This window comes from Curvibacter sp. GW821-FHT01G03, from assembly GCF_059422285.1.
Genome location: NZ_JBWKWP010000005.1, coordinates 178,601 through 201,921 on the forward strand (window position 1 = coordinate 178,601; position 23,321 = coordinate 201,921).

At 63.5% G+C, this 23,321-nt stretch carries 24 protein-coding genes, 1 tRNA gene and 1 pseudogene; 21 read left to right on the forward strand and 5 right to left on the reverse strand.

The window, feature by feature from the left end; translation table 11 throughout:
- Positions 1 to 81: 81 nt before the first annotated feature.
- Together upp and AC07VS_RS08630 are read right to left on the reverse strand one after the other, a co-directional pair.
- Positions 82 to 711 carry a uracil phosphoribosyltransferase gene (gene upp / locus AC07VS_RS08625; protein ID WP_494750729.1) on the reverse strand — a complete coding sequence of 210 codons (630 nt, stop codon included), beginning with the start codon at positions 709 to 711 and terminating at the stop codon, positions 82 to 84.
- Between the two features lie 326 nt (positions 712 to 1,037).
- Entirely contained in the window at positions 1,038 to 1,994 is a 957-nt protein-coding gene (locus tag AC07VS_RS08630; RefSeq protein WP_492349052.1) for a LysR family transcriptional regulator, read from the reverse strand.
- A gap of 125 nt (positions 1,995 to 2,119) precedes the next feature.
- Between AC07VS_RS08630 and AC07VS_RS08635 the strand changes: the two genes are divergently transcribed.
- Entirely contained in the window at positions 2,120 to 2,386 is a 267-nt protein-coding gene (locus AC07VS_RS08635; protein ID WP_494750730.1) for a DUF2798 domain-containing protein, read from the forward strand.
- Positions 2,387 to 2,411: 25 nt separating this feature from the next.
- On the opposite strand, the gene AC07VS_RS08640 is transcribed toward AC07VS_RS08635, so the two are convergent.
- Together AC07VS_RS08640 and AC07VS_RS08645 are read right to left on the reverse strand one after the other, a co-directional pair.
- Positions 2,412 to 3,386 carry a threo-3-hydroxy-L-aspartate ammonia-lyase gene (locus AC07VS_RS08640; protein ID WP_494750731.1) on the reverse strand — a complete coding sequence of 325 codons (975 nt, stop codon included), beginning with the start codon at positions 3,384 to 3,386 and terminating at the stop codon, positions 2,412 to 2,414.
- A gap of 19 nt (positions 3,387 to 3,405) precedes the next feature.
- Complete coding sequence (locus tag AC07VS_RS08645) at positions 3,406 to 4,941, reverse strand: helicase HerA-like C-terminal domain-containing protein (protein WP_494750732.1); 1,536 nt, start codon at positions 4,939 to 4,941, stop codon at positions 3,406 to 3,408.
- 62 nt (positions 4,942 to 5,003) lie between these two features.
- Here AC07VS_RS08645 and AC07VS_RS08650 point away from each other — a divergent pair, with 62 nt between their 5' ends.
- Genes AC07VS_RS08650 through AC07VS_RS08690 form a run of 9 tightly spaced genes read left to right on the forward strand, consistent with a single transcriptional unit; the run spans position 5,004 to position 12,817 of the window.
- Positions 5,004 to 5,723 (forward strand): YebC/PmpR family DNA-binding transcriptional regulator, encoded by a 720-nt coding sequence (locus AC07VS_RS08650; protein WP_494656168.1) that lies wholly within the window; start codon positions 5,004 to 5,006, stop codon positions 5,721 to 5,723.
- Between the two features lie 5 nt (positions 5,724 to 5,728).
- A complete protein-coding gene (gene purD, locus AC07VS_RS08655; protein ID WP_494750733.1) occupies positions 5,729 to 7,009 on the forward strand; it encodes a phosphoribosylamine--glycine ligase in 1,281 nt (426 codons plus the stop codon).
- Positions 7,009 to 7,947, forward strand: a complete 939-nt coding sequence (gene hemF / locus AC07VS_RS08660; RefSeq protein WP_494750734.1) for an oxygen-dependent coproporphyrinogen oxidase — start codon at positions 7,009 to 7,011, stop codon at positions 7,945 to 7,947. The genes purD and hemF overlap by 1 nt, the downstream gene beginning before the upstream one ends.
- Positions 7,944 to 8,549: a nicotinate (nicotinamide) nucleotide adenylyltransferase gene (gene nadD, locus AC07VS_RS08665; protein WP_492349163.1), complete on the forward strand. Its 606-nt coding sequence runs from the start codon at positions 7,944 to 7,946 to the stop codon at positions 8,547 to 8,549. Before hemF ends, nadD begins: the two co-directional genes overlap by 4 nt.
- Entirely contained in the window at positions 8,549 to 9,313 is a 765-nt protein-coding gene (rsfS, locus tag AC07VS_RS08670) for a ribosome silencing factor (RefSeq protein WP_494750735.1), read from the forward strand. Before nadD ends, rsfS begins: the two co-directional genes overlap by 1 nt.
- A 13-nt stretch (positions 9,314 to 9,326) precedes the next feature.
- Positions 9,327 to 9,794, forward strand: a complete 468-nt coding sequence (gene rlmH, locus AC07VS_RS08675) for a 23S rRNA (pseudouridine(1915)-N(3))-methyltransferase RlmH (protein ID WP_492349044.1) — start codon at positions 9,327 to 9,329, stop codon at positions 9,792 to 9,794.
- A gap of 59 nt (positions 9,795 to 9,853) precedes the next feature.
- The gene (locus tag AC07VS_RS08680; protein WP_492349043.1) at positions 9,854 to 10,474 is read left to right on the forward strand and encodes a Maf family protein; all 621 of its coding nucleotides are present in this window, start codon (positions 9,854 to 9,856) and stop codon (positions 10,472 to 10,474) included.
- A 37-nt stretch (positions 10,475 to 10,511) separates the two neighbouring features.
- Positions 10,512 to 11,996 carry a ribonuclease G gene (rng, locus tag AC07VS_RS08685; protein WP_494750736.1) on the forward strand — a complete coding sequence of 495 codons (1,485 nt, stop codon included), beginning with the start codon at positions 10,512 to 10,514 and terminating at the stop codon, positions 11,994 to 11,996.
- An 8-nt stretch (positions 11,997 to 12,004) separates the two neighbouring features.
- Positions 12,005 to 12,817 carry an aldose epimerase family protein gene (locus AC07VS_RS08690; protein ID WP_494750737.1) on the forward strand — a complete coding sequence of 271 codons (813 nt, stop codon included), beginning with the start codon at positions 12,005 to 12,007 and terminating at the stop codon, positions 12,815 to 12,817.
- 216 nt (positions 12,818 to 13,033) lie between these two features.
- Here the strand turns inward: AC07VS_RS08690 and msbA are convergent, their stop codons facing one another.
- Positions 13,034 to 14,854, reverse strand: a complete 1,821-nt coding sequence (msbA, locus tag AC07VS_RS08695) for a lipid A export permease/ATP-binding protein MsbA (protein ID WP_494750738.1) — start codon at positions 14,852 to 14,854, stop codon at positions 13,034 to 13,036.
- Positions 14,855 to 15,183: 329 nt separating this feature from the next.
- Here msbA and tolB point away from each other — a divergent pair, with 329 nt between their 5' ends.
- The 11 genes and pseudogenes from tolB (at position 15,184) to rimP (ending at position 23,257) form a co-directional block, all read left to right on the forward strand.
- The gene (gene tolB / locus AC07VS_RS08700; protein ID WP_494750819.1) at positions 15,184 to 16,410 is read left to right on the forward strand and encodes a Tol-Pal system beta propeller repeat protein TolB; all 1,227 of its coding nucleotides are present in this window, start codon (positions 15,184 to 15,186) and stop codon (positions 16,408 to 16,410) included.
- A 67-nt stretch (positions 16,411 to 16,477) separates the two neighbouring features.
- Complete coding sequence (pal, locus tag AC07VS_RS08705) at positions 16,478 to 17,020, forward strand: peptidoglycan-associated lipoprotein Pal (protein WP_492349039.1); 543 nt, start codon at positions 16,478 to 16,480, stop codon at positions 17,018 to 17,020.
- 20 nt (positions 17,021 to 17,040) lie between these two features.
- Positions 17,041 to 17,814, forward strand: coding sequence for a tol-pal system protein YbgF (ybgF, locus tag AC07VS_RS08710; RefSeq protein WP_494656163.1), 774 nt, complete (start codon positions 17,041 to 17,043; stop codon positions 17,812 to 17,814).
- Positions 17,815 to 17,818: 4 nt separating this feature from the next.
- Positions 17,819 to 18,619: a tRNA threonylcarbamoyladenosine dehydratase gene (locus tag AC07VS_RS08715; protein ID WP_494656162.1), complete on the forward strand. Its 801-nt coding sequence runs from the start codon at positions 17,819 to 17,821 to the stop codon at positions 18,617 to 18,619.
- A gap of 46 nt (positions 18,620 to 18,665) precedes the next feature.
- Positions 18,666 to 18,741 (forward strand) — tRNA-Lys (locus AC07VS_RS08720).
- Positions 18,742 to 18,824: 83 nt separating this feature from the next.
- Entirely contained in the window at positions 18,825 to 19,886 is a 1,062-nt protein-coding gene (locus AC07VS_RS08725; RefSeq protein ID WP_494750739.1) for an acyltransferase family protein, read from the forward strand.
- Between the two features lie 191 nt (positions 19,887 to 20,077).
- Complete coding sequence (locus AC07VS_RS08730) at positions 20,078 to 20,734, forward strand: c-type cytochrome (protein WP_494656160.1); 657 nt, start codon at positions 20,078 to 20,080, stop codon at positions 20,732 to 20,734.
- A gap of 68 nt (positions 20,735 to 20,802) precedes the next feature.
- Positions 20,803 to 21,168 (forward strand): annotated as a pseudogene (locus AC07VS_RS08735) (c-type cytochrome); the annotation flags it as partial.
- A 336-nt stretch (positions 21,169 to 21,504) separates the two neighbouring features.
- Positions 21,505 to 22,035 (forward strand): c-type cytochrome, encoded by a 531-nt coding sequence (locus AC07VS_RS08740; protein WP_494750820.1) that lies wholly within the window; start codon positions 21,505 to 21,507, stop codon positions 22,033 to 22,035.
- A gap of 34 nt (positions 22,036 to 22,069) precedes the next feature.
- Complete coding sequence (locus AC07VS_RS08745) at positions 22,070 to 22,483, forward strand: thioredoxin family protein (RefSeq protein WP_494750740.1); 414 nt, start codon at positions 22,070 to 22,072, stop codon at positions 22,481 to 22,483.
- Between the two features lie 180 nt (positions 22,484 to 22,663).
- The gene (gene rimP, locus AC07VS_RS08750) at positions 22,664 to 23,257 is read left to right on the forward strand and encodes a ribosome maturation factor RimP (protein ID WP_494750821.1); all 594 of its coding nucleotides are present in this window, start codon (positions 22,664 to 22,666) and stop codon (positions 23,255 to 23,257) included.
- Positions 23,258 to 23,321: the final 64 nt, after the last annotated feature.

Consider the following 23,321-nt stretch of genomic DNA (forward strand, 5'->3'; position numbering starts at 1 on the left):
TTGGCAAAGTTGGCGGGGGTTGCAAAATTGAGCGGGCCCGGCAGGCCCCGGACGGCCCGTCGTGGCGGCCGTAGGCGGTATTTACTGGGTACCGAAGATGCGGTCGCCCGCGTCACCCAGGCCCGGCAGGATGTAGCCGTGGTCGTTGAGCTGGCGGTCGATCGACGCGGTGTAGATGGGGACGTCGGGGTGGGCGGCCTGCATGGCGGCCACGCCCTCGGGGCAGGTCAACAGGCACACGAACTTGATCGACTTGGGTTTCAGGGCCTTGAGCTTTTCAATCGCCGCAATGGCCGAGTTGCCGGTGGCCAGCATCGGGTCGACCACGATGATGTCGCGCTCGGTCATTTCCGAGGGCATCTTGAAGTAGTACTCGACCGGCTTGAGGGTGTCGGGGTCGCGGTACAGGCCAATGTGGCCGACCCGGGCGCCAGGCACCACGTTGAGCATGCCCTCCAGAATGCCGTTGCCGGCACGCAGGATGGACACGAAAACCAGCTTCTTGCCATCGATCACGCGGCCAGTGGTGGTTTCCAGGGGGGTCTGAACCTCAACGTCCTGCAACGGCAGTTCGCGGGTGATCTCATAGGTCATGAGGCTCGCCAGTTCGCCGAGCAGGCGGCGGAAGCTGTTGGTGCTGGCCTCGCGGTTGCGCATCAGGGTCAGCTTGTGCTGAACCAGGGGGTGGTCGATGACGTGGACGTTGGTCATGGTGTTGGGCTTGGGTGCAGTGAAAGGTCAGGGACGCCCGCCGGCAGCGCTGGCCGGACCGGGGTGATCAGTGCAAGCGCTGTGCCAGGATGGGGGGAAGACCGGTGGCATGGGGTGACAGGGCTCCTGCAGGGCTTGGCAAAGAGGGGCCGCTGTCGGGTGGCCTTGGGCCCAGGCGGACGCCGGGCCAGGGCGCACCCCCGCAGCGGGCGGTGGCTGGGGCAAAAGAATACCATGCAGGCGCACTCGGCTGGTGCCTGGGGGGCACCAAATTTGATCAGATGGTCAAGAAACGGGCGCCCCGCGAGGCCGAGTGGGCCTGGCAGTCAGGGCGGGGGCAGGCCAGGGCGTCGCGGCATGTGCAGCCCCGGGTGATGGCTCAAGTCTTCGCTGAGTTCGTCGATGAACAGGCGCAGCTTGGGTGGCACGTGTTGGCGGTCGCGATAACACACATAGAACTCCAGTGGCTCGGGTGCGGCATGGGCTGTGGCCGGGTCGGTGAACAGCGGGATCAGTTCGCCCGATTCAATCAGCGGGTTGGACACGAAGCTGCCCAGGCGCGCGATGCCGGCACCGGCCAGGCAGGCTTGCGCCAGGGTGTCGATGTCGCTGCAGGTCAGGCTGGGCTCAAAGGCGGCTTCAATGCGCAAACCCTCCCGGATGAACGGCCAGGGCATGATCCGGCCGTCCATGGCCATGCGGTAGGCCAGGCAGCGGTGTCTGGCCAGGTCTTCCAGCGTGGCGGGCTGCCCGTGATGGGCCAGGTAGGCTGGCGAGGCGCAGTAGTGGATCGGCGCACTGGCGATGCGCCGGGCCACCAGGCCGGGCTCCAGCATGTGCTGGTAGCGGATGCTGGCGTCGACGTTCTCGTGCAAGAAGTCGACCTGCCGGTCGACCACCAGCAACTCGACATTCAGGCGCGGGTAGCGTTGCATGAAGCCGGTGATCCAGGGCCCCAGCACATGGCGCCCGAAAGCCACCGAGCAGGCCACCTTGAAGCGGCCTTGGGGCTCGCCTCGCAGTGCACCGATTTCGCCATGCGCGTCCTCCAGCACGCCGAGCACTGGGCGAACGCGTTCAAAGTAGATCTGGCCCTCGTCGGTCAGCGCCAGGGACCGGGTGCTGCGGCGCAGCAGCCGGGTGCCCAGATCGGCTTCCAGTCGGGCAATGCTCTGGCTGGCGGCGGCAGCGCTCAGGCCCAGTTGGCGACCTGCCGCCGCAATGCTCCCGCCTTCCACCGCCTTGATGAAGGCCTCGATGCCGCGCAGGGAAGGGGTGGTCATGTCTTTTGAATGATGGTCATCAGTCGAAAGATTTTAGGATGACTGACGGTGTGCCAAGCCCTCTTCTGCGCTGGGATGAAGCTGGCCAGAATCCAGCCATCGAACTGAACCTGAGGGAATTGACCATGCCACACACCACGGACACCTGCCTGCGGCGCCGGATTCCGCGCCTGCACAAACGTTTCACGCCGCTGGTTTTTGCTTTTTACATGGCTGGCATCATGGCCTTGCTGATGTCCGCCGTGATCGTCGCCGCCGGCTCGGGCCTGGGAGGCGATTACCACTGGCGCGTACTGCGCGCCTACGCGCTGGCCATGCCGGTGGCCTTTGTCTGTGTGATGCTTGTGCGGCCCTTGGTGATGCGCCTGGTGGCCCTCACCGTGCAAGGCTGAGGCCCGCAGCCTGCGGTGCCGTGGCTCAGACGCCCTGGCTCAGCAGCTGGGCATAGCGGGGCAGGTCGACGTTGCCGCCGCTGATGATCACCCCCACGCGCAGGCCCTTCAGGTCCAGCCCGCCATGGTGGGCGCCTGCCAGGCTGAGTGCGCCGGTGGGTTCCACCACCAGTTTCATGCGTTCGGCATAGAAGCGCATGGATTCGACCAGTTGGGCATCACTGACGGTCAGGATGTCGCTGACATCGCGGCGGATGATGCCGAAGGTCAGTTGCCCCAGGTGCTGGGTCTGCGCGCCGTCGGCGATGGTGCGGGGCGGGGCGATGTGGACCACCTCGCCACGGCGCAGCGATTGTTGGCCGTCGTTGCCCGCCTCGGGCTCGACCCCATACACGCGGCAGTCGGGCGACAGGGCCCGCGCGGCCAAGGCGCTGCCGGCCAGCAGGCCGCCCCCGCCCAGGCAGACCAGCAACACATCCAGGGGGCCCACCTCTTCGAGCAACTCTTTGGCGGCGGTGCCTTGCCCTGCGATCACATCGGCATGGTCGAATGGCGGGATCAAGGTCATGCCCCGTTCGGCAGCGACGCGGCGGCTGATGGCGTCCCGGTCTTCGCTGTAGCGGTCGTAGGTGATGACTTCGGCCCCATAGCCGCGGGTGGCCTGCAGCTTGGCCGCGGGCGCATCGGCGGGCATCACGATCACCGCCGGCATGCCCAGTTCGCGCGCCGACAGGGCGATTGCCTGGGCGTGGTTGCCGGACGAGAAGGCCAGCACGCCGGCACGTCGCTGATCTGCACTGAAGCGGCTCAGCGCATTGAAGGCGCCGCGAAACTTGAAGGCGCCCATGCGCTGCAGGTTTTCGCATTTGAAGAACAGCGTCGCTTGCAGGGCCTCGTTGGCCGTGCGCGAGCGCAGCACCGGTGTGCGGTTGGCGTGGCCGGCCAAACGGGCCGAGGCGGCCTCGACATCGGCGTAAGTGGGCAGGAGCAGTTCGGTCATGGGGAGGCTTTCGTGGGGCTCAGCGGCTCTTGCCGCCAAAAATGCCGCCCAGCACGCCGCGGATGATTTCCTTGCCTACGGTGGTGCCCATGGTGCGCAGCGCCGATTTGGCCAAGGTCTGCGCCAGACCATCGTGGTGGCCGCCACGGGGGCCGGTGGTGCCGAACAACACATCGTTGAGCACTGAGCCCAGGCCGGCACTGCCGGCCTGGCCGCCCTGCGGCTGCAGGCCGGGCAGGGTGGGTTTGGCCGATCCCTGGGCTGGTGCTGCCGGTGCGCTGGCGGTGCGGCCCTTGAGCACTTCGTAGGCCGATTCCCGGTCGACGGCCTTTTCATAGACGCCAGCGACCAGCGACCCGGCCAGCAAGACCTGTCGCTGCGCCGGGGTGATCGGGCCGATCTGGCTACCGGGGGGCAGCACATAGACACGCTCGGTTTCGCAAGGGCGACCTTTGGCATCCAGCAGGCTGATCAGGGCCTCGCCCACGCCAAGCTCGGTGATGGCGGCCTCGATGTCCAGGCCGGCTTTGGGCCGCATGGTCTGGGCGGTGGCCTTGACGGCCTTCTGGTCACGCGGTGTGAAGGCGCGCAGCGCATGCTGCACGCGGTTGCCGAGCTGGGCCAGCACGGTGTCGGGGATGTCCAGCGGGTTCTGGGTGACGAAATAGACCCCCACCCCCTTGGAGCGCACCAGGCGCACCACCAGTTCGATGCGCTCGACCAGCACCTTGGGTGCCTCGTTGAACAGCAGGTGGGCCTCGTCAAAGAAGAAAACCAGCTTGGGTTGGTCGGGGTCGCCGATTTCGGGCAGGTGTTCGAACAGCTCGGACAGCATCCACAGCAGAAAGGTGGCATACAGGCGCGGTGCGTTCATCAGCTTGTCGGCTGCCAGGATGTTGACCACGCCGCGGCCGTCCACGGTCTGCATCAGGTCGCTGATGTTGAGCATGGGCTCGCCGAAGAATTTTTCGCCACCCTGGGTCTCGATCTGCAGCAGGCCGCGTTGGATGGCCCCCACGCTGGCGGCGCTGATGTTGCCGTAGCTGGTGGTGAATTCGGAGGCGTTGTCGGCCACGTGCTGCAGCATCGCGCGCAGGTCTTTGAGGTCCAGCAGTGCCAGGCCGTGGTCGTCCGCGATCTTGAACACCAGGTTCAGCACGCCGCACTGGGTGTCGTTGAGGTTGAGCATGCGCCCCAGCAGCAGGGGGCCCATGTCCGACACGGTGGCACGCACCGGGTGGCCTTGTTCGCCGAAAACGTCCCACAGGGTGGTAGGGCAGGCCTGGGATTCGGGCGTGGGCAACGCACGTTCTTTCAGCGCCGCGGCCAGCTTGCCGCTGATCTGGCCGGCCTGGCTGATGCCGGTCAGATCGCCCTTGACGTCGGCCATGAATACCGGCACACCGATGCGGGAAAAGCTTTCGGCCAGGGTTTGCAGGGTGACAGTCTTGCCGGTGCCGGTGGCCCCTGTGATCAGTCCGTGGCGGTTGGCCAGGCCGGGCAGCAGAGTGCATTGGGCGTGGGCATTTTGGGCAATCAGGATCGGGTCGGCCATGGTGGGGTGGGCGAAAAGTAAAATCGGTCCCGATAGATTAAACAATTAATAAGGAATCTCCCGTGGCTGGACACAGTAAATGGGCCAATATTCAACACCGCAAGGGTCGTCAGGACGAAAAGCGCGGCAAGGTCTGGACCCGCGTCATCCGTGAAATCATGGTGGCCGCGCGTGCCGGTGGCGGCGATCTGACCACCAACCCCCGTCTGCGCCTGGCCGTTGAAAAGGCCAAGGCCGCCAACATGCCGGCCGACACCATCAAGCGCAACATCGACAAGGCCACTGGCAACCTCGAAGGCGTGAGCTACGAGGAAATCCGGTACGAGGGCTATGGCATCGGCGGCGCTGCGATCATCGTCGACACCATGACCGACAACCGTGTCCGCACCGTGGCCGATGTCCGTCACGCCTTCAGCAAGTACGGCGGCAACATGGGCACCGAAGGGTCGGTGGCCTTCCAGTTCAAGCACTGCGGCCAGATGATCTTTGCGCCGGGCACCGACGAGGACAAGCTGATGGAATTGGCCCTGGAGGCCGGGGCCGAAGACGTGATCACGGGCGACGACGGCGCCATCGAGGTGCTGACGGCACCTGCTGACTTTGAGGCCGTGAAGAACGCCCTGGAGGCCGCCGGCCTGACGCCCGAAGTGGCCGAAGTGACCATGCGCGCCGAGAACACCATCGAGTTGACCGGCGACGACGCCGCCAAGATGCAAAAACTGCTCGACATGATCGAAGACCTGGACGATGTCCAGGAGGTCTACCACAACGCTGCACTGTGAGCACCATGAAAGTATTAGTCATTGGCGGCGGTGGCCGCGAACATGCCCTGGCATGGAAACTCAACCAGTCGCCCAAGGTGCACAAGGTCTATGTGGCGCCCGGCAACGGCGGCACGGCCCTCGACAATTGCCTGATCAACGTGCCCATCACTGATGTGAAGGCCTTGCGTGAGTGGGCCCAGGCCGAGAAGATCGGTCTGGCCGTGGTGGGCCCTGAGGCCCCGCTGGCCGCCGGGGTGGTGGATGAATTCCGCGCCCACGGCCTGCGGGTGTTCGGCCCGACCAAGGCGGCGGCCCAACTGGAAAGCTCGAAGGCCTTCTCCAAGGCCTTCATGAAGCGCCACGGCATTCCGACCGCTGAATACGAGAGCTTCACCGATGCGGCACTGGCCCACGCCTATGTGGACGCCAAGGGCGCACCGATCGTGGTCAAGGCCGATGGCCTGGCTGCCGGCAAGGGCGTGGTGGTGGCCATGACGGCCGCCGAGGCCCATGAAGCCATCGATTTCATGCTGCTCGACAACAAGCTTGGCGTGGTGCACAACGATGGTGGCGCCCGCGTGGTGATCGAAGAGTTCCTGCAGGGCGAAGAGGCCAGTTTCATCGTGCTGTGCGATGGCAAGAACGTGACCGCCCTGGCCACCAGCCAGGACCACAAACGCTTGCTGGATGGCGACGAAGGCCCCAACACCGGCGGCATGGGCGCCTACTCGCCGGCCCCGGTGGTCACGGCCGACGTGCACGCCCGCGCCATGCGCGAAATCATCCTGCCGACCATCCGCGGCATGGAAAAGGACGGCATCCCCTACACCGGCTTCTTGTACGCCGGCCTGATGATTGATGCCCAGGGCCGGCCCAAGACCCTGGAGTTCAACTGCCGCATGGGCGACCCGGAAACGCAGCCCATCATGATGCGCCTGAAGAGCGATCTGTCCGATGTCTTGGCCGCTGCGGTCGATGGCAAGCTCGACCAGATCGAACTGCAATGGGACCGTCGCACTGCCCTGGGCGTGGTGATGGCCGCCCACGGTTACCCCATGACCCCCCGCAAGGGCGATGTCATCACCGGTTTGCCGGCTGAGGCTGACGATGCTGTGGTGTTTCATGCGGGCACTGAGCTGCAAGACGGTGCTGTGCGCGTGACCGGCGGGCGAGTGTTGTGCGTGACGGCCTTGGCCGACAACGTCAAGCTGGCACAGCAGCGCGTGTATGAGGTGGCGGCGGGCATTCATTTCGACGGTGCGCAGTACCGTCGTGACATCGGTCACCGGGCGGTGAAGAGCTGATGGAGGCCGCACACGACGCCGTGGCCTCGGTGCGGTCCTGGCTGCTGGGACTGCAAGATCGCATCACCTCAGCGATCGAAGCCCAGGAAACAGCCGGGGGCGGCGCAGCCCGCTTCCTGGCCGACGCCTGGGACAAACCTGCCGGCGAGAAGTTGCAGGGCAATGGCCTGACCAAGATCCTGGAGGGCGGCACGGTGTTTGAGCGCGCCGGCTGCGGCTTTTCGCACGTGCGTGGCCCGCAGTTACCGCCCTCGGCCACCCAGCACCGCCCGGAGCTGGCCGGTGCGCCCTTCGAGGCGATGGGCGTGTCGCTGGTGTTCCACCCGCGCAACCCCTATGTCCCGACCGTGCACATGAACGTGCGCATGATTGCTGCCACTCCGGCGGACAAGGCGCCGGTGTGCTGGTTTGGCGGCGGCATGGACCTCACGCCCTTTTACGGTTTTGATGAGGATGCACGGCACTTTCATACCACCTGCCAGGATGCGCTCGCCCCCTTTGGCGACGACAAGTACCCTCGCTTCAAGACCTGGTGCGATGAGTATTTCTTCTTGAAGCATCGCAACGAACAGCGTGGCGTGGGCGGGGTCTTTTTTGACGATTTTGCTGAACTTGGCTTTGATCAGAGCCTGGCCATGACGCAGGCCGTGGGCGATGCATTTTTGCAGGCCTACCTGCCCATCGTTGAGCGCCGGGTGAGCACGCCTTATGGCGAGCATGAGCGCGCGTTTCAGCTGTACCGTCGTGGGCGCTATGTGGAGTTCAATCTGGTCTGGGACCGGGGCACCCACTTTGGTCTGCAGTCGGGTGGGCGCACCGAGTCTATCCTGTTGTCGATGCCGCCGCTGGCCAGTTGGGCTTACCAGCAGACCCCGGCAGAGGGCACGGCTGAGGCGCGCCTGTACGAGCACTTTCTGGTGCGCCAGGCGTGGGTCTGACCCTGAAACAGCCCCGTTTGGGGGTGTTCGGCGGGGCATTCGACCCGCCTCACCGGGCCCATGTCGCCTTGGCCGAGGCGGCGCTGCAGCAACTGAGCCTGGCGCGCTTGCATGTTCTGCCCACGGGGCAGGCCGCGCACCGGGCCGGCTTGTCGCCAGGCGAGCATCGACTCGCGATGGCCCGACTGGCCTTCGCCAGCCTGCCCGGGGTGGTGGTGGACGAGCGTGAATTTCATCGCGCCGGCCCCAGCTACACCGTGGACACGCTTGATGAACTGAAGCGCGAATATCCGGCCTACGAGCTGGTGCTGATCATCGGTGCCGACCAGGCCCGGGCCTTTGGCCAGTGGCATCGCCACGATGAGATTTTGCGCAAAGCTATAATTTCGGTAGCTGGTCGTGAGCAAAGTGCTGCGGCCGGCGGTCAAACTGAGCTTCAAGATCTCCCGGGAGGGCGATGGGAGCCTCTGCAGTGGCCCCTCATGTCCGTGAGTGCAACGGACATCCGGTCGCGCGTCGCACAAGGCCTGGGCATCGAACATCTGGTTCCCGCTGGCGTTGCGCGCTATATTGAACAACATCATCTTTACAAATCCGCCTGATGACCACCTCCACGGACTCCTCCGCTAAAAAAGACATCCAGAAACTCCAGCGGGCCATCGTCGATGGCCTGGAGGATGTGAAGGCCCAAGACATCCAGGTTTTCAACACCGAAGCCCTCTCGCCGCTGTTTGAGCGCGTGATCGTGGCCTCCGGGACCTCCAACCGCCAGACCAAGGCCCTGGCCTCCAGCGTGCGCGATGCCGTGCGTGAGGCCGGCTTCAACAAGCCCCGTACCGAGGGCGAAGAAAACGGCGAATGGATCATTGTTGACTGCGGCGCAGCCGTGGTCCACGTGATGCAGCCCGCGATCCGCCAGTACTACCGCCTGGAAGAGATCTGGGGCGCGACGCCAGTGCGTCTGAAACTGGGTGCGCCCAAGCCGGTTGCCGCAGAAGGTGCCAAGGCGCCGGCCAAGAAGGCTGCAGCCAAGAAGACGGCCGCCAAGTCTGCCAAGACCGCCGAGCCCGCCGCCACCACCCCGGCCAAGGCTGCTGCCAAGGCCACCAAAGCCTTGAAGGGCGCCCCTGTGGCTGAGAAGGCACCTGCCAAGACATCAACCCGCGCACCCGCCAAGACGGCGGTCAAGGCCCCTGCCAAGACGGCTGCAAAAACACCCACCAAGACCGCAGCCAAGACCAGCACGGCCAAGCCGGCGGCCAAGAAGGCTCCGCTCAAGGTGATCAAGGTGGGCGCACCGAAGAAGCCGGCAGCCAAGAAGGCGGCTGCTGCACCGGCCCCGCGCAAGAAGCCCAGCAAGGCTTGATGGATCGCCAGGCATGAAGCTGGTGATCGTGGCGGTGGGGCAGCGCGTGCCCGATTGGGCTCAGACAGCCTGGGACGATTACGCTAAGCGCTTCCCCCCTGAGCTCAAGGTCGAGCTCAAGGCCGTCAAGACTGAGCCCCGCAGCTCCAAGACGCTTGAAACCCTGCTGGCGGCCGAGCGTGAGCGCATCGAGGCGGCCATTCCGAAGGGCGCCCGTGTGGTGGCGCTCGATGAGCGGGGCACCCAGCTCACCACCGTGGCGCTGGCCGCCAAGCTCAAAGGCTGGCAGCTGGCGAGCGACGACGTGGCCTTGATCATCGGGGGGCCCGATGGCCTGGAGCCCGCGTTTCGTCAGGCTGCGCATGAGCGCATCCGTTTGTCCGACCTGACGCTGCCTCATGCCATGGTGCGCGTGCTGCTGATCGAGCAGCTTTACAGGGCCTGGTCGGTCAACGCTGGCCACCCTTATCACCGCGAGTGATTTCCGGGGCGTGGCCTTGGCTGCGCCCTGTTCCGTGTCAACCTGGCTGGAGCCTGTCCATGGCCAACCCCGAATTCATCTACCTTGCCTCCCAGAGCCCGCGTCGGCGCCAGTTGCTTGAGCAGTTGGGCGTGTCGCATCGGTTGCTCCTGCCGAATACCGATGGTGACCTTGGCGAAGATGCCGAAGCCATCGAGGCTGTGCTGCCTGGCGAGGCGCCGGCCACCTATGTGCAGCGTGTGACCGGCCTCAAGCTGGATGCCGCCTTGGCCCGGCTCAAACGCCGAGGCCTGCCGGTGGCGCCTGTGTTGTGTTCTGACACCACGGTGGCCCTGGGCCGGGAGATTTTTGGCAAGCCCGATGATGCCGCCCATGCCCGGCGCATGCTGGCTGCGCTGTCTGGCCAGACCCACCGGGTGCTGACGGCTGTGGCCATTCAAAAAGGCCGCCGTCGCATGGCGGCGCTGAGCACCTCCAAGGTGACCTTTGCTGAACTCACGCCGGCCCGTATCAAGGCCTACGTGGACAGTGGTGAGCCGTTGGGCAAGGCCGGGGCCTACGCAGTACAAGGCCGCGCTGCGGCGTGGATCTCGCAGTTGAGCGGAAGTTATTCGGGCATCATGGGGCTACCGATGTTTGAGACGGCCGAACTGCTGCGCCAGTGCGGCTGGAAACTTTGAGGCCTGCCCGGCCTGACTTTGAGGAAAAAGCCAAGCCATGCAACAAGACATTCTGATCAACTGGTCTCCCCAGGAGACCCGCGTGGCCGTGATCGAAAACGGCGCTGTGCAGGAGCTGCACATCGAGCGTTCGCTGGAGCGGGGCTTGGTGAGCAACGTTTATCTGGGCAAGGTCACCCGCGTATTGCCTGGCATGCAATCCGCCTTCATCGACATCGGGTTGGAGCGCGCGGCATTCCTGCACGTGGCCGATGTCTGGCAAAAGCATCCCGAAGGTGAGGCGCCGCCCGCGCGACAGGCGCAACCAGCCGTGCCCATTGAACGCCAGGTGTTTGAAGGCCAGGCCTTGATGGTGCAGGTGATCAAGGACCCCATTGGCACCAAGGGCGCCCGCCTGTCCACCCAGATCAGCATTGCCGGGCGTCTGCTGGTGTTCTTGCCACAGGACGAGCACGTTGGGGTGTCTCAGAAAATCCCGGTCGGCGAGCGGGAGGCCTTGCGCAGCCGCTTGCAGGCGCTGGTGGGCGAGAAGGCCACCGGAGGCGGCGGCGGATTCATCCTGCGGACCAATGGCGAAGATGCCAGCGATGCGGAGTTGGCCGACGACATTGCGTACCTGCGCAAGACCTGGGCCCGCATCAAGGATGCGTCGGTGCGTCTGCCACCGGCTTCGTTGCTGCATGAAGACCTCAACTTGCTGCAGCGCGTGTTGCGCGATCTGGTGGGCGAGCAGACCCAGAACATCCGCATCGATTCGAAAGAACAGTCTGAAAAGTTGTTGGCTTTCGGGCAGGAGTTCATGCCTTCGGCCGTAGGCAAACTTCAGCATTACAAGGGCGAGCGGCCGATCTTTGACCTTTTCGGGGTGGAGGAAGAGATTGTGCGAGCCCTGGGGCGGCGGGTGGACCTGAAATCGGGGGGCTACCTGATCGTGGACCAGACCGAGGCCCTGACCACGGTGGACGTGAACACCGGTGGCTTTGTGGGGGCGCGTAACTTTGACGACACCATCTTCAAGACCAACCTGGAGGCGGCCCAGGCCATTGCACGTCAATTGCGGCTGCGCAATCTGGGCGGCATCATCATCGTCGACTTCATCGACATGGTGCGTGATGACCACCGTGAGGCCGTGCTGGCGGAGTTTCGCAAGCAACTGGGCCGGGACCGGGTCAAGACCATGATCGGGGGCTTTTCGCAACTGGGCCTGGTCGAGATGACGCGCAAGCGCACCCGTGAATCACTGGCCCACATGCTGTGCGAACCTTGCCCGCAATGCCGCGGCTCGGGGCAGGTGAAGACGGCCCGCAGCGTGACCTACGACATCCTGCGGGAGATCCTGCGGGAGGCGCGGCAGTTCAATCCCCGCGAGTTCAGGGTGGTGGCATCGACGCAGGTGGTCGATCTGTTCCTGGATGAAGAAAGCCAGCACCTGGCCGGCCTGTCGGACTTCATCGGCAAACCGATCTCGCTGCAGGCCGAAGGCAGCATGGGGCAGGATCAGTACGACATTGTGCTGTTGTGAGGCCCGGGATGCTGAACGGTCAGGAGGATGCGCAGGGCTTGCGCCACCAGGCTTTGGGGGCGCAGTTGCTGCAGGCAGTCACCCCACAGGGATTGTCTCTGCTGTACCTCAGCCCCTTGAGTTTGGCCGACCAGCCGGCGCGTGGGGGCGTGCCTTTGCTGTTTCCGCAGTTCGCGCAGTTTGGCCCGGGGCGCAAGCACGGCTTTGCCCGGCATCAGCGTTGGACGCTGGAGCGCGCCGAGCCTGACTCTCTGAGCTACTGCCTGGAGGTACTGCCAGACCAGTTGGATGGATGGCCGCACGCAGCGCGATTGCGCCTGATTGCCACCCTGGACAGAGAGGCCTTGAATCTGAATTGGCAGGTGGAGAACACCGGGCAGACGGGTTTTGAATGGGGGGGTGGCCTTCATCCGTATTGGGCAGTGTCCTCGCTGGAGGCTTGCGAGCTGCTGGGGTTGGAGGCCACACCGGGGTTGGACAACCTGTCCGGTCAGCCCTTGCCACCCCAGGCTCAGCCCTGGCGCTTTGGGCCGGAGGGCATGGAGTACCTGTTCGAGGGGCTTCCCTCACTGCAGCTGAAGACCTCGACCCACACCTTGTACCTGCAGGCCAGCGGCTTCACGCAGTGGATGGTCTGGAATCCAGGGCTGGAAGGGGCCCGGGGCCTGTCAGACCTGCCTGATCACGAGGCACTCCAATTCATTTGCATCGAGCCGGTGTGCGCCCGCCCCATGCAGTGGCTGGCACCGGGGGTGGGTTTCAAGGGCATGCTTCAGGTACGTTGGGAGTGTGTTTCGGGGGCACGCCCCGATGGTGCCTAAGAACCCCAAACCACGCGGTTCTTGCAGGGCTGCGGATTCGCGCCAAGTCTGACTTGGCTCCTGCGGCTTGAAGGCTCCAGCAGCCCACAGTTCAGCTTGTTCATAAGACTCTAAATGTTATCTGCATCGGTTTAAGAGGCTGCCCACCCAGCCAGTTTTCAGGATGAAGGGGGCGTTGGGGGCGCGCTCCAGACATGCCGGGGGCGCTCTAAAGGCTCAGTTGGGCTGCTCAGGTGGGCTGTCGAGCGAGGTGCTTGGGCTCATGCCGTGCCCGCCGCCGCTTTGGGCCTGCAAACGGGCGTAAAGGCCCTGCCGGGCCATCAATTCCGCATGGGTGCCTTGTTCTGCGATCCGCCCCTCGGCCATCACCACCACCCGGTTTGCATGCTCGATGGTGGAGAGTCGGTGCGCAATCACCACAGTGGTGCGACCAGCCATGAGTCGGTTCAGGGCCTCTTGCACCAGCCGCTCAGACTCCGTGTCCAAGGCCGAGGTGGCTTCGTCGAGGATCAGGATCGGTGCGTCTTTGTACAGTGCGCGGGCGATGGCCAGGCGTTGGCGCTGCCCACCCGACAACTGGTGTGCGTTGTGGCCCACCACACTGCGCAGCCCCTCAGGCTGCCGGGCCACGTAGTCGCCGAGGTTGGCGGCCTGAAGGCAGGCCAGAACACGAGCTTCGTCCACGGCCTGACCCATGGCCACGTTGTTGGCCAGACTGTCGTTGAACATCACGACATCCTGACTGACCAGGGCGAACTGATGGCGCAGAGAGCCGAGGTTCCAGTCGGGCAGGGCCACACCGTCCAGCAGTACCTGCCCCTGGCTGGGGCTCACAAAGCGTGGCAGCAGATTGGCCAGAGTTGTCTTGCCCGAGCCCGACGGACCGACCAGGGCCACCACTTCGCCAGGCTCGATCCGCAGGCTGACCTGGTCCAGGGCAGGCGGATTGTCGGCGTGGTAACTGACCGAGACGCTTTGCAGTTCCAGGTGTCCACGCACCGTGGTGGCCTGGTGTGAACCTTGGGTTTCAGGCTGGACCTGGTCCAGCAGCCGCAGTCCGCGTTCCAGTGCGGCCAGGCCGCGTGTCAGCGGGTTGGCCAGATCGGCGAGTCGCCGGATGGGGGCGATCAACATCAACATGGCGGTGATGAAGGCCACAAAGCCCCCCACGGTGATGGCCGCATTGGCCGCACCAGCCACCTGGCGCCCCTGCCATAGGGCCACGCAGATCACCATCGACAGGGCGCCTGCCGACAGCAACTGGGTCAAGGGCGTCATGGCCGACGAGGCGATCGTTCCCTTGATGGCCAGGCCACGCAGGCGTTGACTCAGGCCCTCAAAGCGCCCAGCCTGGCCACGCTGTGCGCCATGCAGGCGCACCATTCGATGAGCCAGCACGTTTTCTTCGACCACATAGGCCAGTTCATCCGTGGCCTGTTGGCTGGCCTTGGTGAGGCGGTAAAGGCGTTTGGATAGGGTTTTCATCACCCAGGCCACCCCCGGCACGACCACTCCCACGATCAGCGTGAGCTGCCAGTTCAGGTAAAGCAGATAGCCCAGCAGGGCCAGCAATGTGAAGCCGTCGCGCGAGAAGCCCAGCGCGGACTGCACCAGCAACTGGGCACCGGTCTGCACCTCGTAAACCACCGTGTTGGACAGTGCACTGGCACTTTGCTCGCGGAAAAGGCGCAAGTCAGCGCTGAGCAGGCGATCAAACAGGTCTTTGCGCAGGCGCATCATGCCGTCATTGGCGATGCGAGCCAGTGCGTACTGGGCGATGAATTGAGCCAAGCCACGGATGGCAAACAAGCCCATCAGTGCCAATGGCACAAACCACAGCGGCAAAGTGCCCTTGGTAAAGCCCTGGTCCAGCAGCGGCTGCATCAGGGCCGGTATCAGGGGTTCGGTGCCGGCGCCGATCAGCGTGGCCAGCACGGCCATGCTCCAGGCCATGGGCTGGCGCCCAAAGTAGCTGTTCAGGCGCGCCAGTCGTTGGCGCAAGGGCAGAGTAGGGTGGTTGGCATCATCGGTGGGCATGTTGGGGGCCGATTCTACGGGTCCCCCGCGTGGCCGAGCGGTATGGAGACCCGGCCTGAGCCCCCATGAGGGCCCGCGCTTGATACAGATTGACACCTCTGCGGACCATGTAAAGTACACACTTTGTGACAGTGCCCCTTGGGCAGTGTGTAACATCACGGTCTTTGGCGCGGTGCCACTCGCCTTTCATCCGCCGCCCAACCAATTCCCGTGTCGTCACCTGACCACCACTGCGAATGAATCTCCAACGCCACGATCTCCCTGGTTCAGCTCCTTTTTTCCAAGCCTCGCGGCGCGCTCTGCTGACGGGGCTGGCCCTGTCGGCGGCCATGCCAGCCATGGCCCAGTTCCGCGTCGAAGTGTCTGGCGTGGGCCTGACACAACTGCCCATTGCTGTGGCGCCCTTCAGGGGCGAGACCAGCACGCCTCAGCGACCGGCAGGCATCATTGCGGCCGACCTGGAGCGAAGCGGACAGTTCCGCCCCATCGATGCCTCAGGGCCCCAGTTGGACGAGGCTTCCCGCCCGGACGTGAGCCTGTGGCGGCAGCGCAATACCGATTCGCTGGTGACCGGCAGCATCTCCAAGTTGGCCGACGGCCGCTATGACGTTCGCTTCAGGCTGTGGGATGTGGTCCGAGGGCAGGATCTGGGTGGCCAGAGCTATGCCGTGCCAGCCGCCGACCTGCGCCTTGTCTCACACCGCATCGCCGACTTCGTTTATGAAAAGCTGACCGGTGAAAAAGGCATTTTTTCGACCCGCATCGCCTACGTAACGAAGGCGGGTCTGAAATACAACCTTTGGGTCGCCGATGCCGATGGTGAGAACTCCCAGTCGGCCCTGACCAGCCCTGAGCCCATCATTTCGCCAGCGTGGTCGCCCTCTGGAGGGCAATTGGCCTATGTGTCTTTCGAGTCGCGCAAGCCTGTGGTCTATGTGCATGACGTGGGCAGTGGCAAGCGTAGGCTGATTGCCAATTTCAAGGGCTCGAACAGTGCCCCGGCCTGGTCGCCCGATGGACGTCAGTTGGCTGTCACGCTGAGCCGCGACGGGGGCTCCCAGCTCTACACCATTGACTCGGTCAACGGCGGAGAGCCACGTCGGCTTTTGCAGAGCAATGGCATTGACACCGAGCCGGTGTATTCGGCCGATGGCCGTTACATCTATTTCGTCAGCGACCGCGGCGGCGCTCCGCAAATCTACCGTGTGGCCACCACTGGTGGGGCCGCTGAACGGGTGACCTTCACGGGCGGGTACAACATTTCGCCCACGCTGAGCCCGGACGGTCGATGGCTGGCGTACATCTCGCGGGTGTCAGGCGCTTTCAAGCTCCATGTGATGGATCTTGGGTCGGGCACCGTCAACGCGATCACCGATACCCAGGCTGATGAGAGCCCCAGCTTTGCCCCGAACGGCCGGCTGATCGTTTACGCAACGCAGCAAGGGGGGCGTGAAGCCCTGATGACGACCACGCTCGATGGCAAGATCAAAGCCCGCTTGGCGGGGCAGGGCGGCGACATCCGCGAACCCGACTGGGCCCCTTTCCAGAAGAATTGAGCTTGACGATGCCTTGTGCACGGCAGGCCCTACAGATTGACAGATCAACATCATTCAGGAGTTTTTCATGAGCCAACGTTTCTCCATCGCCCTGGTGGCCGCCATGCTGGTGGCGGGTTGCAGCTCCGGCGTCAAGCTGGACCCGGCCCCGGTCGAAGACCGCAGCGCCACCAGCACCACAGGTTCGACAGATGCCAGCGGCAATGCCTCTGGCACGTCACAAAGCGGTGTCAAGGGGGTGGACCTGAACGGTGCGGACAGCAAGGCCGCAGGCCCGGTCGGTGTTGAGCGTCTGGTTTATTTCGATTACGACAGCTACGTGGTCAAGCCGCAGTTCCAGGCCTTGCTGGATGCGCATGCCCGTTTCCTGAAATCCAATCCGGCCCGCAAGGTGAACCTGGAGGGTCACACTGATGAGCGTGGCGGCCGCGAATACAACCTGGCCCTGGGCCAAAAGCGTGCCGAAGCGGTGCGCCGTTCTCTGACCTTGCTGGGGGTGTCTGATTCGCAGCTTGAGGCTGTGAGCTTTGGCAAGGAAAAGCCGGTGGCTCTGGGCGCCGACGAGGCCTCGCTGGCACAGAACCGCCGCGTTGAAATCACCTACCGTTGAGCATGGCCATGCGCTGCTCCATGAACCCTGTGGCCCGCACCTTGTCGGGCGTGGCATTGGCCTGCGTGGCCTTGGTCTCGCAGCCCAGCCAGGCTGCGCTGTTCGGTGACGATGAGGCTCGTCAGGCCATCATCGAGTTGCGTCAGAAGGTGGACGGTCAGACCCGCCGCCAAGCCGATGAAGCGTCCCGTGCTGCAGAAGACCTGGCCCAACTGCGCCGCAGTCTGTTGGATCTGCAGGCGCAGATTGAGACTTTGCGCGCTGAACAGGCCAGTCTGCGTGGCCAGAACGAGCAACTTGCACGTGACGTGGCCGAGATGCAGCGTCGGCAGAAGGACATTGCCCAGGGCGTGGATGACCGCCTGCGGCGCTTCGAGCCCGTCAAGGTGACGGTGGACGGTCGCGAGTTCCAGGTGGATCCGGCCGAAAAGAAAGACTTCGAGGCTGCCCTGGGACAATTCAGGCAAGGGGCGTTCCCTCAGGCGCAGAGCGGGTTTGCTGATTTCATCCGTCGCTATCCGCAAAGCGGCTATATGCCGACGGCCTTGTTCTGGTTGGGCAACGCGCAGTACGCGACACGTGATTACAAAGAGGCCATTGCCAACTTCAAGACGCTGTTGAGCGTGGCCTCCGATTCTCCTCGGGCGCCGGAGGCCGCGTTGTCGATTGCCAACTGCCAGACCGAGTTGAAGGACGCCAAGGCTGCCCGCAAGACCTTGGAAGACTTGGTCAAGGTGTACCCGCAGTCCGAGGCTGCCACGGCAGCACGTGACCGCATCGCCCGCTTGAAGTAAGCCTGTGGCCGACCTGCTGGAGGGCCTTGAGCCTGACCTCGACAGGCGCTTCGGCGGCTTGGCGCGTTTGTACGGTGTCGAGGGTGCCGCGCGCATCCGCGCGGCCCATGTGGTGGTGGTAGGCATCGGCGGCGTGGGCTCCTGGGCAGCCGAGGCTTTGGCGCGCAGTGGCGTGGCTGAGCTGACCTTGATCGACCTGGACAATGTGGCCGAGTCCAACATCAACCGCCAGATCCATGCCTTGGGTGCCACGGTGGGGCAGGCCAAGGTGGACGCCATGGCCGAGCGCATCGCCGACATCCATCCGGGCTGTGTCGTGCATCGGGTGGAGGATTTCGTGACCCCCGAGAATTGGCATGACTTGTGGCCTGTCGGGGCTTCTGCGGTGATCGATGCCTGTGATCAGGTCAAAACCAAGACGGCGCTGGCCGCCTGGGCCCGGCGAAAGTCGGTGCCCTTCATTTCGGTGGGTGCAGCCGGTGGCAAGCGTCAGGCTCATCTGGTGGACATTGACGACCTGAGCCAGACCACCCACGATCCCTTGCTGGCTCAACTCAGATACCGCTTGCGCCGCGAGCATGCGGCGCCCAAGGATGGTAAGCGCATGGGTGTGGCCTGCGTGTTCAGTCGCGAGGCAGTGGCCCCCCCGGATCCATCGTGCCAGTTGGCTGGCGACGGATCCTTGAATTGCCATGGCTATGGGTCGGTGGTTAGCGTGACCGCCACGTTCGGACAATGTGCGGCAGGCTGGGTTTTGGATCAATTGGCTGCCGTGAGTTCTAAACGGTCAAAAAACACGATATAATCTGAGGCTTCGCTGATTCAGATATCGAAAATTTGAAAAAGCTGTTGGGACGTTAGCTCAGTTGGTAGAGCAGCGGACTTTTAATCCGTTTGTCGTGGGTTCGACCCCCGCACGTCCCACCAAAGACACCCAAGCCAGCCCGTGGGGCTGGCTTTTTTCATGGGCCGTCATGACGACTTCTAGTGCTGTCAATCGAATGCCTCTGGTGGACGCCCTCAAAGGCGTCGCCTGTGTGCTCATCGTGAGTCACCATCTGGCTTTTTATGGGCCCATGTCGGATGTGGCGCTGGCCCTTGCGCCGGCCCTCATCAGTTGGCTGTATGACTATGGTCGCCTGGCTGTTCAGGTGTTTTTGGTCATGGCTGGTTTTCTCACGGCAGGCCAACTGTCCCGCTTTGCCCGTTCTGGGCAGCGTGTTCCTCTTTTCTCCCTTGTCTGGCAGCGGTATCTTCGCCTGGCAATCCCTTATGTCTCCGCCTTGCTGCTGGCCATCGTCATGGCTGCTTTGATCAGGCCATGGTTGCACCATGAGTCGGTGCCGTCGGCGCCTGATTTTTGGCGTGTCATCTCGCATGTGTTCATGTTGCATAACTGGCTGGGGCATGAGGCGCTGTCTGCGGGTGTCTGGTATGTGGCCATCGATTTGCAGTTGTACAGCCTGGCGGTGTTGTTGTTCTGGATGGGTCAGAAGCTGGCCGGGCCCATGGATCCCCATGATGTGGTGGCACGATCGCGCCTGACGGCCTGGGTGGTCAGTCTCACCAGCGTGCTCATGCTTGCTTCGCTGCTGTTCTTCAATCGGGATGCCGGGTTTGATGTCACTGGGCTCTATTTCTTCGGCTCCTACGCGCTGGGGATGATGGCGCGTTGGGCTTCGGGGCGCCGTCATCCTTGGTTGTGGCTGGCTGCTCTGGCGGCGGTCGGTGGTCTGGCGTTGATGCTGGAGTTCCGCATTCGCATTGCCATTGCCTTGGCAACTTCGATGTTGCTTGGCGTGGTGTTGCTGCGCGGTTCCTGGCATTGGCTGCATCATGGTTTGTTGGCTTGGCTGGGCCGAATTTCCTATTCGGTTTTCTTGATTCACTTTCCCATCTGTCTGTTGTTCAACGCCGCTTGGCATCATTGGTTTCCGACCCAGCCCTGGGTCAACATCCTTGGGATGGGCTTGGCCTTGATGAGCAGCCTGGCTTGCGGTCACCTGTTCTGGCTGCTGGTCGAAAATCGTGGCAGCGCCAAGGTCATGGGTGCGTTGGCGGCTCTGCGCTGATCCGGTCTTTTATCGGGCTTCTGCTATGGGTGCTTTGGTCGGCGCCCGTTAGAGTGCTTTGTATCTTTGATTCAAGGCGAGTGAGGTGGCTGGTGCAGCGTGATTGGTGGTTTAAGGCCCTTGTGGGTGTGATCTTGCTGGCATCGGCCTTGTCATGGGCTCAGAAGCCGAATGGTGGTGCGCCGGCCCCGATGTCGAATTCTGCTGTGCCACCTCCGGACTCGATGGCTGCACGTCTTCAGGCCTGTACGGCCTGCCATGGCCGCGAAGGGCGGGCCACTCCGGACGGGTACTTTCCTCGCTTGGCGGGCAAACCGCAGGGCTACCTTTACCATCAGTTGTTGAATTTCCGGGAGGGTCGCAGACGCTATCCCCTGATGTCCGGTTTGCTGGAGCACCTCAGCGACGCCTACCTGGCGGAGATGGCGGGCTACTTTGCCGAGTTGGAGATCCCCTATCCGGCACCGCGTCCACCGCAGGTGGATGCCGTGCAGCTGGAGCGTGGCAAACGCCTGGTTCAGCAGGGCGATGGTGCACGCGGCTTGCCGGCCTGTGTTCAATGCCACGGCCCGGCGATGACGGGTTTGCAGCCGGCGGTGCCTGGCCTGCTTGGTTTGCCTCGGGATTACCTCAACAGCCAGTTGGGCGCATGGCAGACGGGGCAGCGACAGGCTTTGGCTCCTGATTGCATGGCTCGTGTCGCACGCATGCTGAGTGCTGACGAGGTCAGCGCCGTATCGGCATGGCTGGCCGCTCAGCCGTTGCCTGCGAATGCTCGGGCGGTCAAGAGTCTGCCTCAGCCCCTGCCTTTGAAATGTGGTGGCCTGAGCGTGAGGGAGGCGTCATGAGGCGATTGATTTGGGTCGCGGCGTTGGTTTGTGGGGCGGTGTTGACGGTGTTTGCTGCGCTGCTTTGGATGGGTTGGCGCGATCCGGCGGAGGCTTTGCCTGTCCTGTCTGGGGGGGGTGAACAGGCCTTGCCTGCCGATCAGGTGTCCCGGGGTGCCTATCTGGCCAGGGCAGGCAATTGCGCAGCTTGCCATACCGCACAAGGTGGCCCGATATATGGCGGGGGGCGAGCGATCGAAACCCCGTTCGGGCGTGTGTTTTCCAGCAACTTGACATCCGATCCAGCGACGGGTCTGGGGCGTTGGACGGCGGACGATTTCTGGCGGGCTCTAAGGCACGGGCGTTCGCGCGATGGGCGCCTGCTGAATCCTGCGTTCCCGTACCTTGAGTTCAGTCGGGTGACGCCAGAGGATGCGATGGCTTTGTGGGCTTTTTTGAGAACGATTCCGCCAGTCACTCGTGAAAATCGGCCTCATGATTTGGCTTGGCCTTACCGCACGCAATGGGCGCTGGCTTTCTGGCGCGGCTTGTATTTCCGTCCCGCAGTCTGGCAGGACCTGCCCGATCGAAGCCCGTCCTGGAACCGCGGTGCCTATCTGGTTCAGGGATTGGGTCATTGCGGTGCTTGTCATACTCCGCGAGATGCCCTGGGTGGCTATCGCCCTGGCGCTGAATTGGCGGGGTACCGTCTGCCTGGACAGGGGTGGTATGCCCCGTCACTCATGGATGTGGAGCAGGCTGGGGTGGCGGCTGGGAGGGGTGAAGAGTGGGTGAAGGTGCTCAAATCGGGCGCGGGCGCAGCTGCCGTGGTGACCGGCCCCATGGCCGAAGTCGTCTTCCGCAGTACGCAGTACCTCAGTCCGGAGGATTTGCGCGCCATGGCGTCCTATCTGGAGCTATCTTCGCAGGCGTCTGGACACTTGCCCTCCTCGGCGGAGGGGGGGCGGGTGCATGTGCCTTCTGTCGCTGCGGCGGGTCCAGGGGGGCAGCTCTATGAGCGCCATTGTTCCTCCTGTCATGGTGAGCAGGGGCAGGGCGTCAAGGGGGCCTACCCCGCGTTGGCTGGCAATCGGGCTGTGCTGATGCCGCAAACCAGCAATCTGGTGCGTACGGTGCTGGAGGGTGGGTATGGACCCAGTACGCTGGACAACCCGCGGCCGCATGGCATGCCGCCTTTTCGTCTGGTCTTGCGTGACGAAGAGGTGGCTGCTGTGTTGTCCTATGTGCGCAATGCCTGGGGAAACGCCGCGCCGCCAGTCCTGCCTCTGGATGTTCTTCGCGACGGCGGAACTGCGCATTGAAAATGCGGCCCATGGATCATGAACTTGCAAAAGTTTGCGCTACCATCCGGCCAAACTGGGGGTGTCGATGTCAGAGTGGTTTGTGGTTTGTCTCTGTGCCGGTTGGTGCGGGGTCTGCAAGGAGTATTCGGCAGGATTCCGTGCTCTTGCGGTGCGCCATCCTGAAGCTGCCTTTCATTGGGTGGACATTGAAGACGAAGCGGAGGTCATGGGCGACGTGGATGTGGAGACCTTTCCCACCTTGTTGATCGCTTGTGGCACTGAGGTGCACCACTTCGGCGCCTTGCCTCCGCAGCCCGAAGTTCTGGCGCGTTTGCTGGGTGGATTCCAGGCCGATCCGGGGCGCGTTCCGAGGACTGATGCCGAAGCAAAGGCCTTGTGGCAAAGGGTGCGCGGGGTGCTGGGCGTCGATACGGTATGCACTGATCCCGCCTCGTGCAAAAACTAAAGCTGAAACCTTTGCAAATCAACACTTTAGACGTTACAATAAGGGCTTCACGACCAAACGGGCGGGTAATTACCGCCCGTTTTTTTTGGTTAATCGTTTTTGGTGTGGTGCTTGTGCCCTGGTGTGAACCTGGCTTTTGGCGCCACTGACCACCTCTTAACAGGTTGCATCCGGATCAACGTGGCGCTACAGCAAACCGTCGAACAAACCGTAACTGGACTGGGTTATGACCTCGTGGAGATCGAGCGCTCCGCATCGGGCTTGCTACGCATCACCATTGATCTGCCCTGGTCTCCCGAAGCCGCAGCCCTGCCGCCCGTGTATGTCACGGTCGAAGATTGCGAAAAAGTCACTCGCCAACTGCAATTCGCTCTTGAAGTCGAAGATGTGGACTATCGGCGTCTCGAGGTCTCCTCTCCCGGTCTGGACAGGCCGTTGCGCAACGAACAGGATTTCGTGCGTTTTGCGGGCGAGATCATCGACATCACCTTGAAAAGCCCCATGGGCGCCGCAGCCGGTGGCCTGGTTAGCGCGAGTCGCAAGAAATTTCGCGGCACGCTGGAGCGTGTCGAATCTGCCGAAGCACCGGCCCAGTGGCAAATCGTCTGGCGTGATGAGCCGGCGGTCAAGCCTGGGCAGAAGATCAGCAAGAAGCGCGTGCCTGCGCCCTTGCAGGTGCTTGGTTTCACGCTTGATGAGCTTCGCGAAGCCCGTCTGGCGCCCATCGTCGATTTCAAAGGGCGCGCTTCCCCGCAGGAAGCGCCGTCTGCTTGAACGGGTGCTTGGCCGAGCGATCTGCCAGCACCCCCATTGCATCGTTTTGGATAGGAGAGTCGTG

Coding starts and splice junctions, on each gene's coding strand:
- upp (WP_494750729.1), bottom strand. CDS start 711: ATGACCAACGTCCACGTCATCGACCACCCCCTGGTTCAGCACAAGCTG.
- AC07VS_RS08630 (WP_492349052.1), bottom strand. CDS start 1,994: ATGACCACCCCTTCCCTGCGCGGCATCGAGGCCTTCATCAAGGCGGTG.
- AC07VS_RS08635 (WP_494750730.1), top strand. CDS start 2,120: ATGCCACACACCACGGACACCTGCCTGCGGCGCCGGATTCCGCGCCTG.
- AC07VS_RS08640 (WP_494750731.1), bottom strand. CDS start 3,386: ATGACCGAACTGCTCCTGCCCACTTACGCCGATGTCGAGGCCGCCTCG.
- AC07VS_RS08645 (WP_494750732.1), bottom strand. CDS start 4,941: ATGGCCGACCCGATCCTGATTGCCCAAAATGCCCACGCCCAATGCACT.
- purD (WP_494750733.1), top strand. CDS start 5,729: ATGAAAGTATTAGTCATTGGCGGCGGTGGCCGCGAACATGCCCTGGCA.
- hemF (WP_494750734.1), top strand. CDS start 7,009: ATGGAGGCCGCACACGACGCCGTGGCCTCGGTGCGGTCCTGGCTGCTG.
- rsfS (WP_494750735.1), top strand. CDS start 8,549: ATGACCACCTCCACGGACTCCTCCGCTAAAAAAGACATCCAGAAACTC.
- rlmH (WP_492349044.1), top strand. CDS start 9,327: ATGAAGCTGGTGATCGTGGCGGTGGGGCAGCGCGTGCCCGATTGGGCT.
- AC07VS_RS08680 (WP_492349043.1), top strand. CDS start 9,854: ATGGCCAACCCCGAATTCATCTACCTTGCCTCCCAGAGCCCGCGTCGG.
- rng (WP_494750736.1), top strand. CDS start 10,512: ATGCAACAAGACATTCTGATCAACTGGTCTCCCCAGGAGACCCGCGTG.
- AC07VS_RS08690 (WP_494750737.1), top strand. CDS start 12,005: ATGCTGAACGGTCAGGAGGATGCGCAGGGCTTGCGCCACCAGGCTTTG.
- msbA (WP_494750738.1), bottom strand. CDS start 14,854: ATGCCCACCGATGATGCCAACCACCCTACTCTGCCCTTGCGCCAACGA.
- tolB (WP_494750819.1), top strand. CDS start 15,184: ATGCCAGCCATGGCCCAGTTCCGCGTCGAAGTGTCTGGCGTGGGCCTG.
- pal (WP_492349039.1), top strand. CDS start 16,478: ATGAGCCAACGTTTCTCCATCGCCCTGGTGGCCGCCATGCTGGTGGCG.
- ybgF (WP_494656163.1), top strand. CDS start 17,041: ATGAACCCTGTGGCCCGCACCTTGTCGGGCGTGGCATTGGCCTGCGTG.
- AC07VS_RS08730 (WP_494656160.1), top strand. CDS start 20,078: ATGTCGAATTCTGCTGTGCCACCTCCGGACTCGATGGCTGCACGTCTT.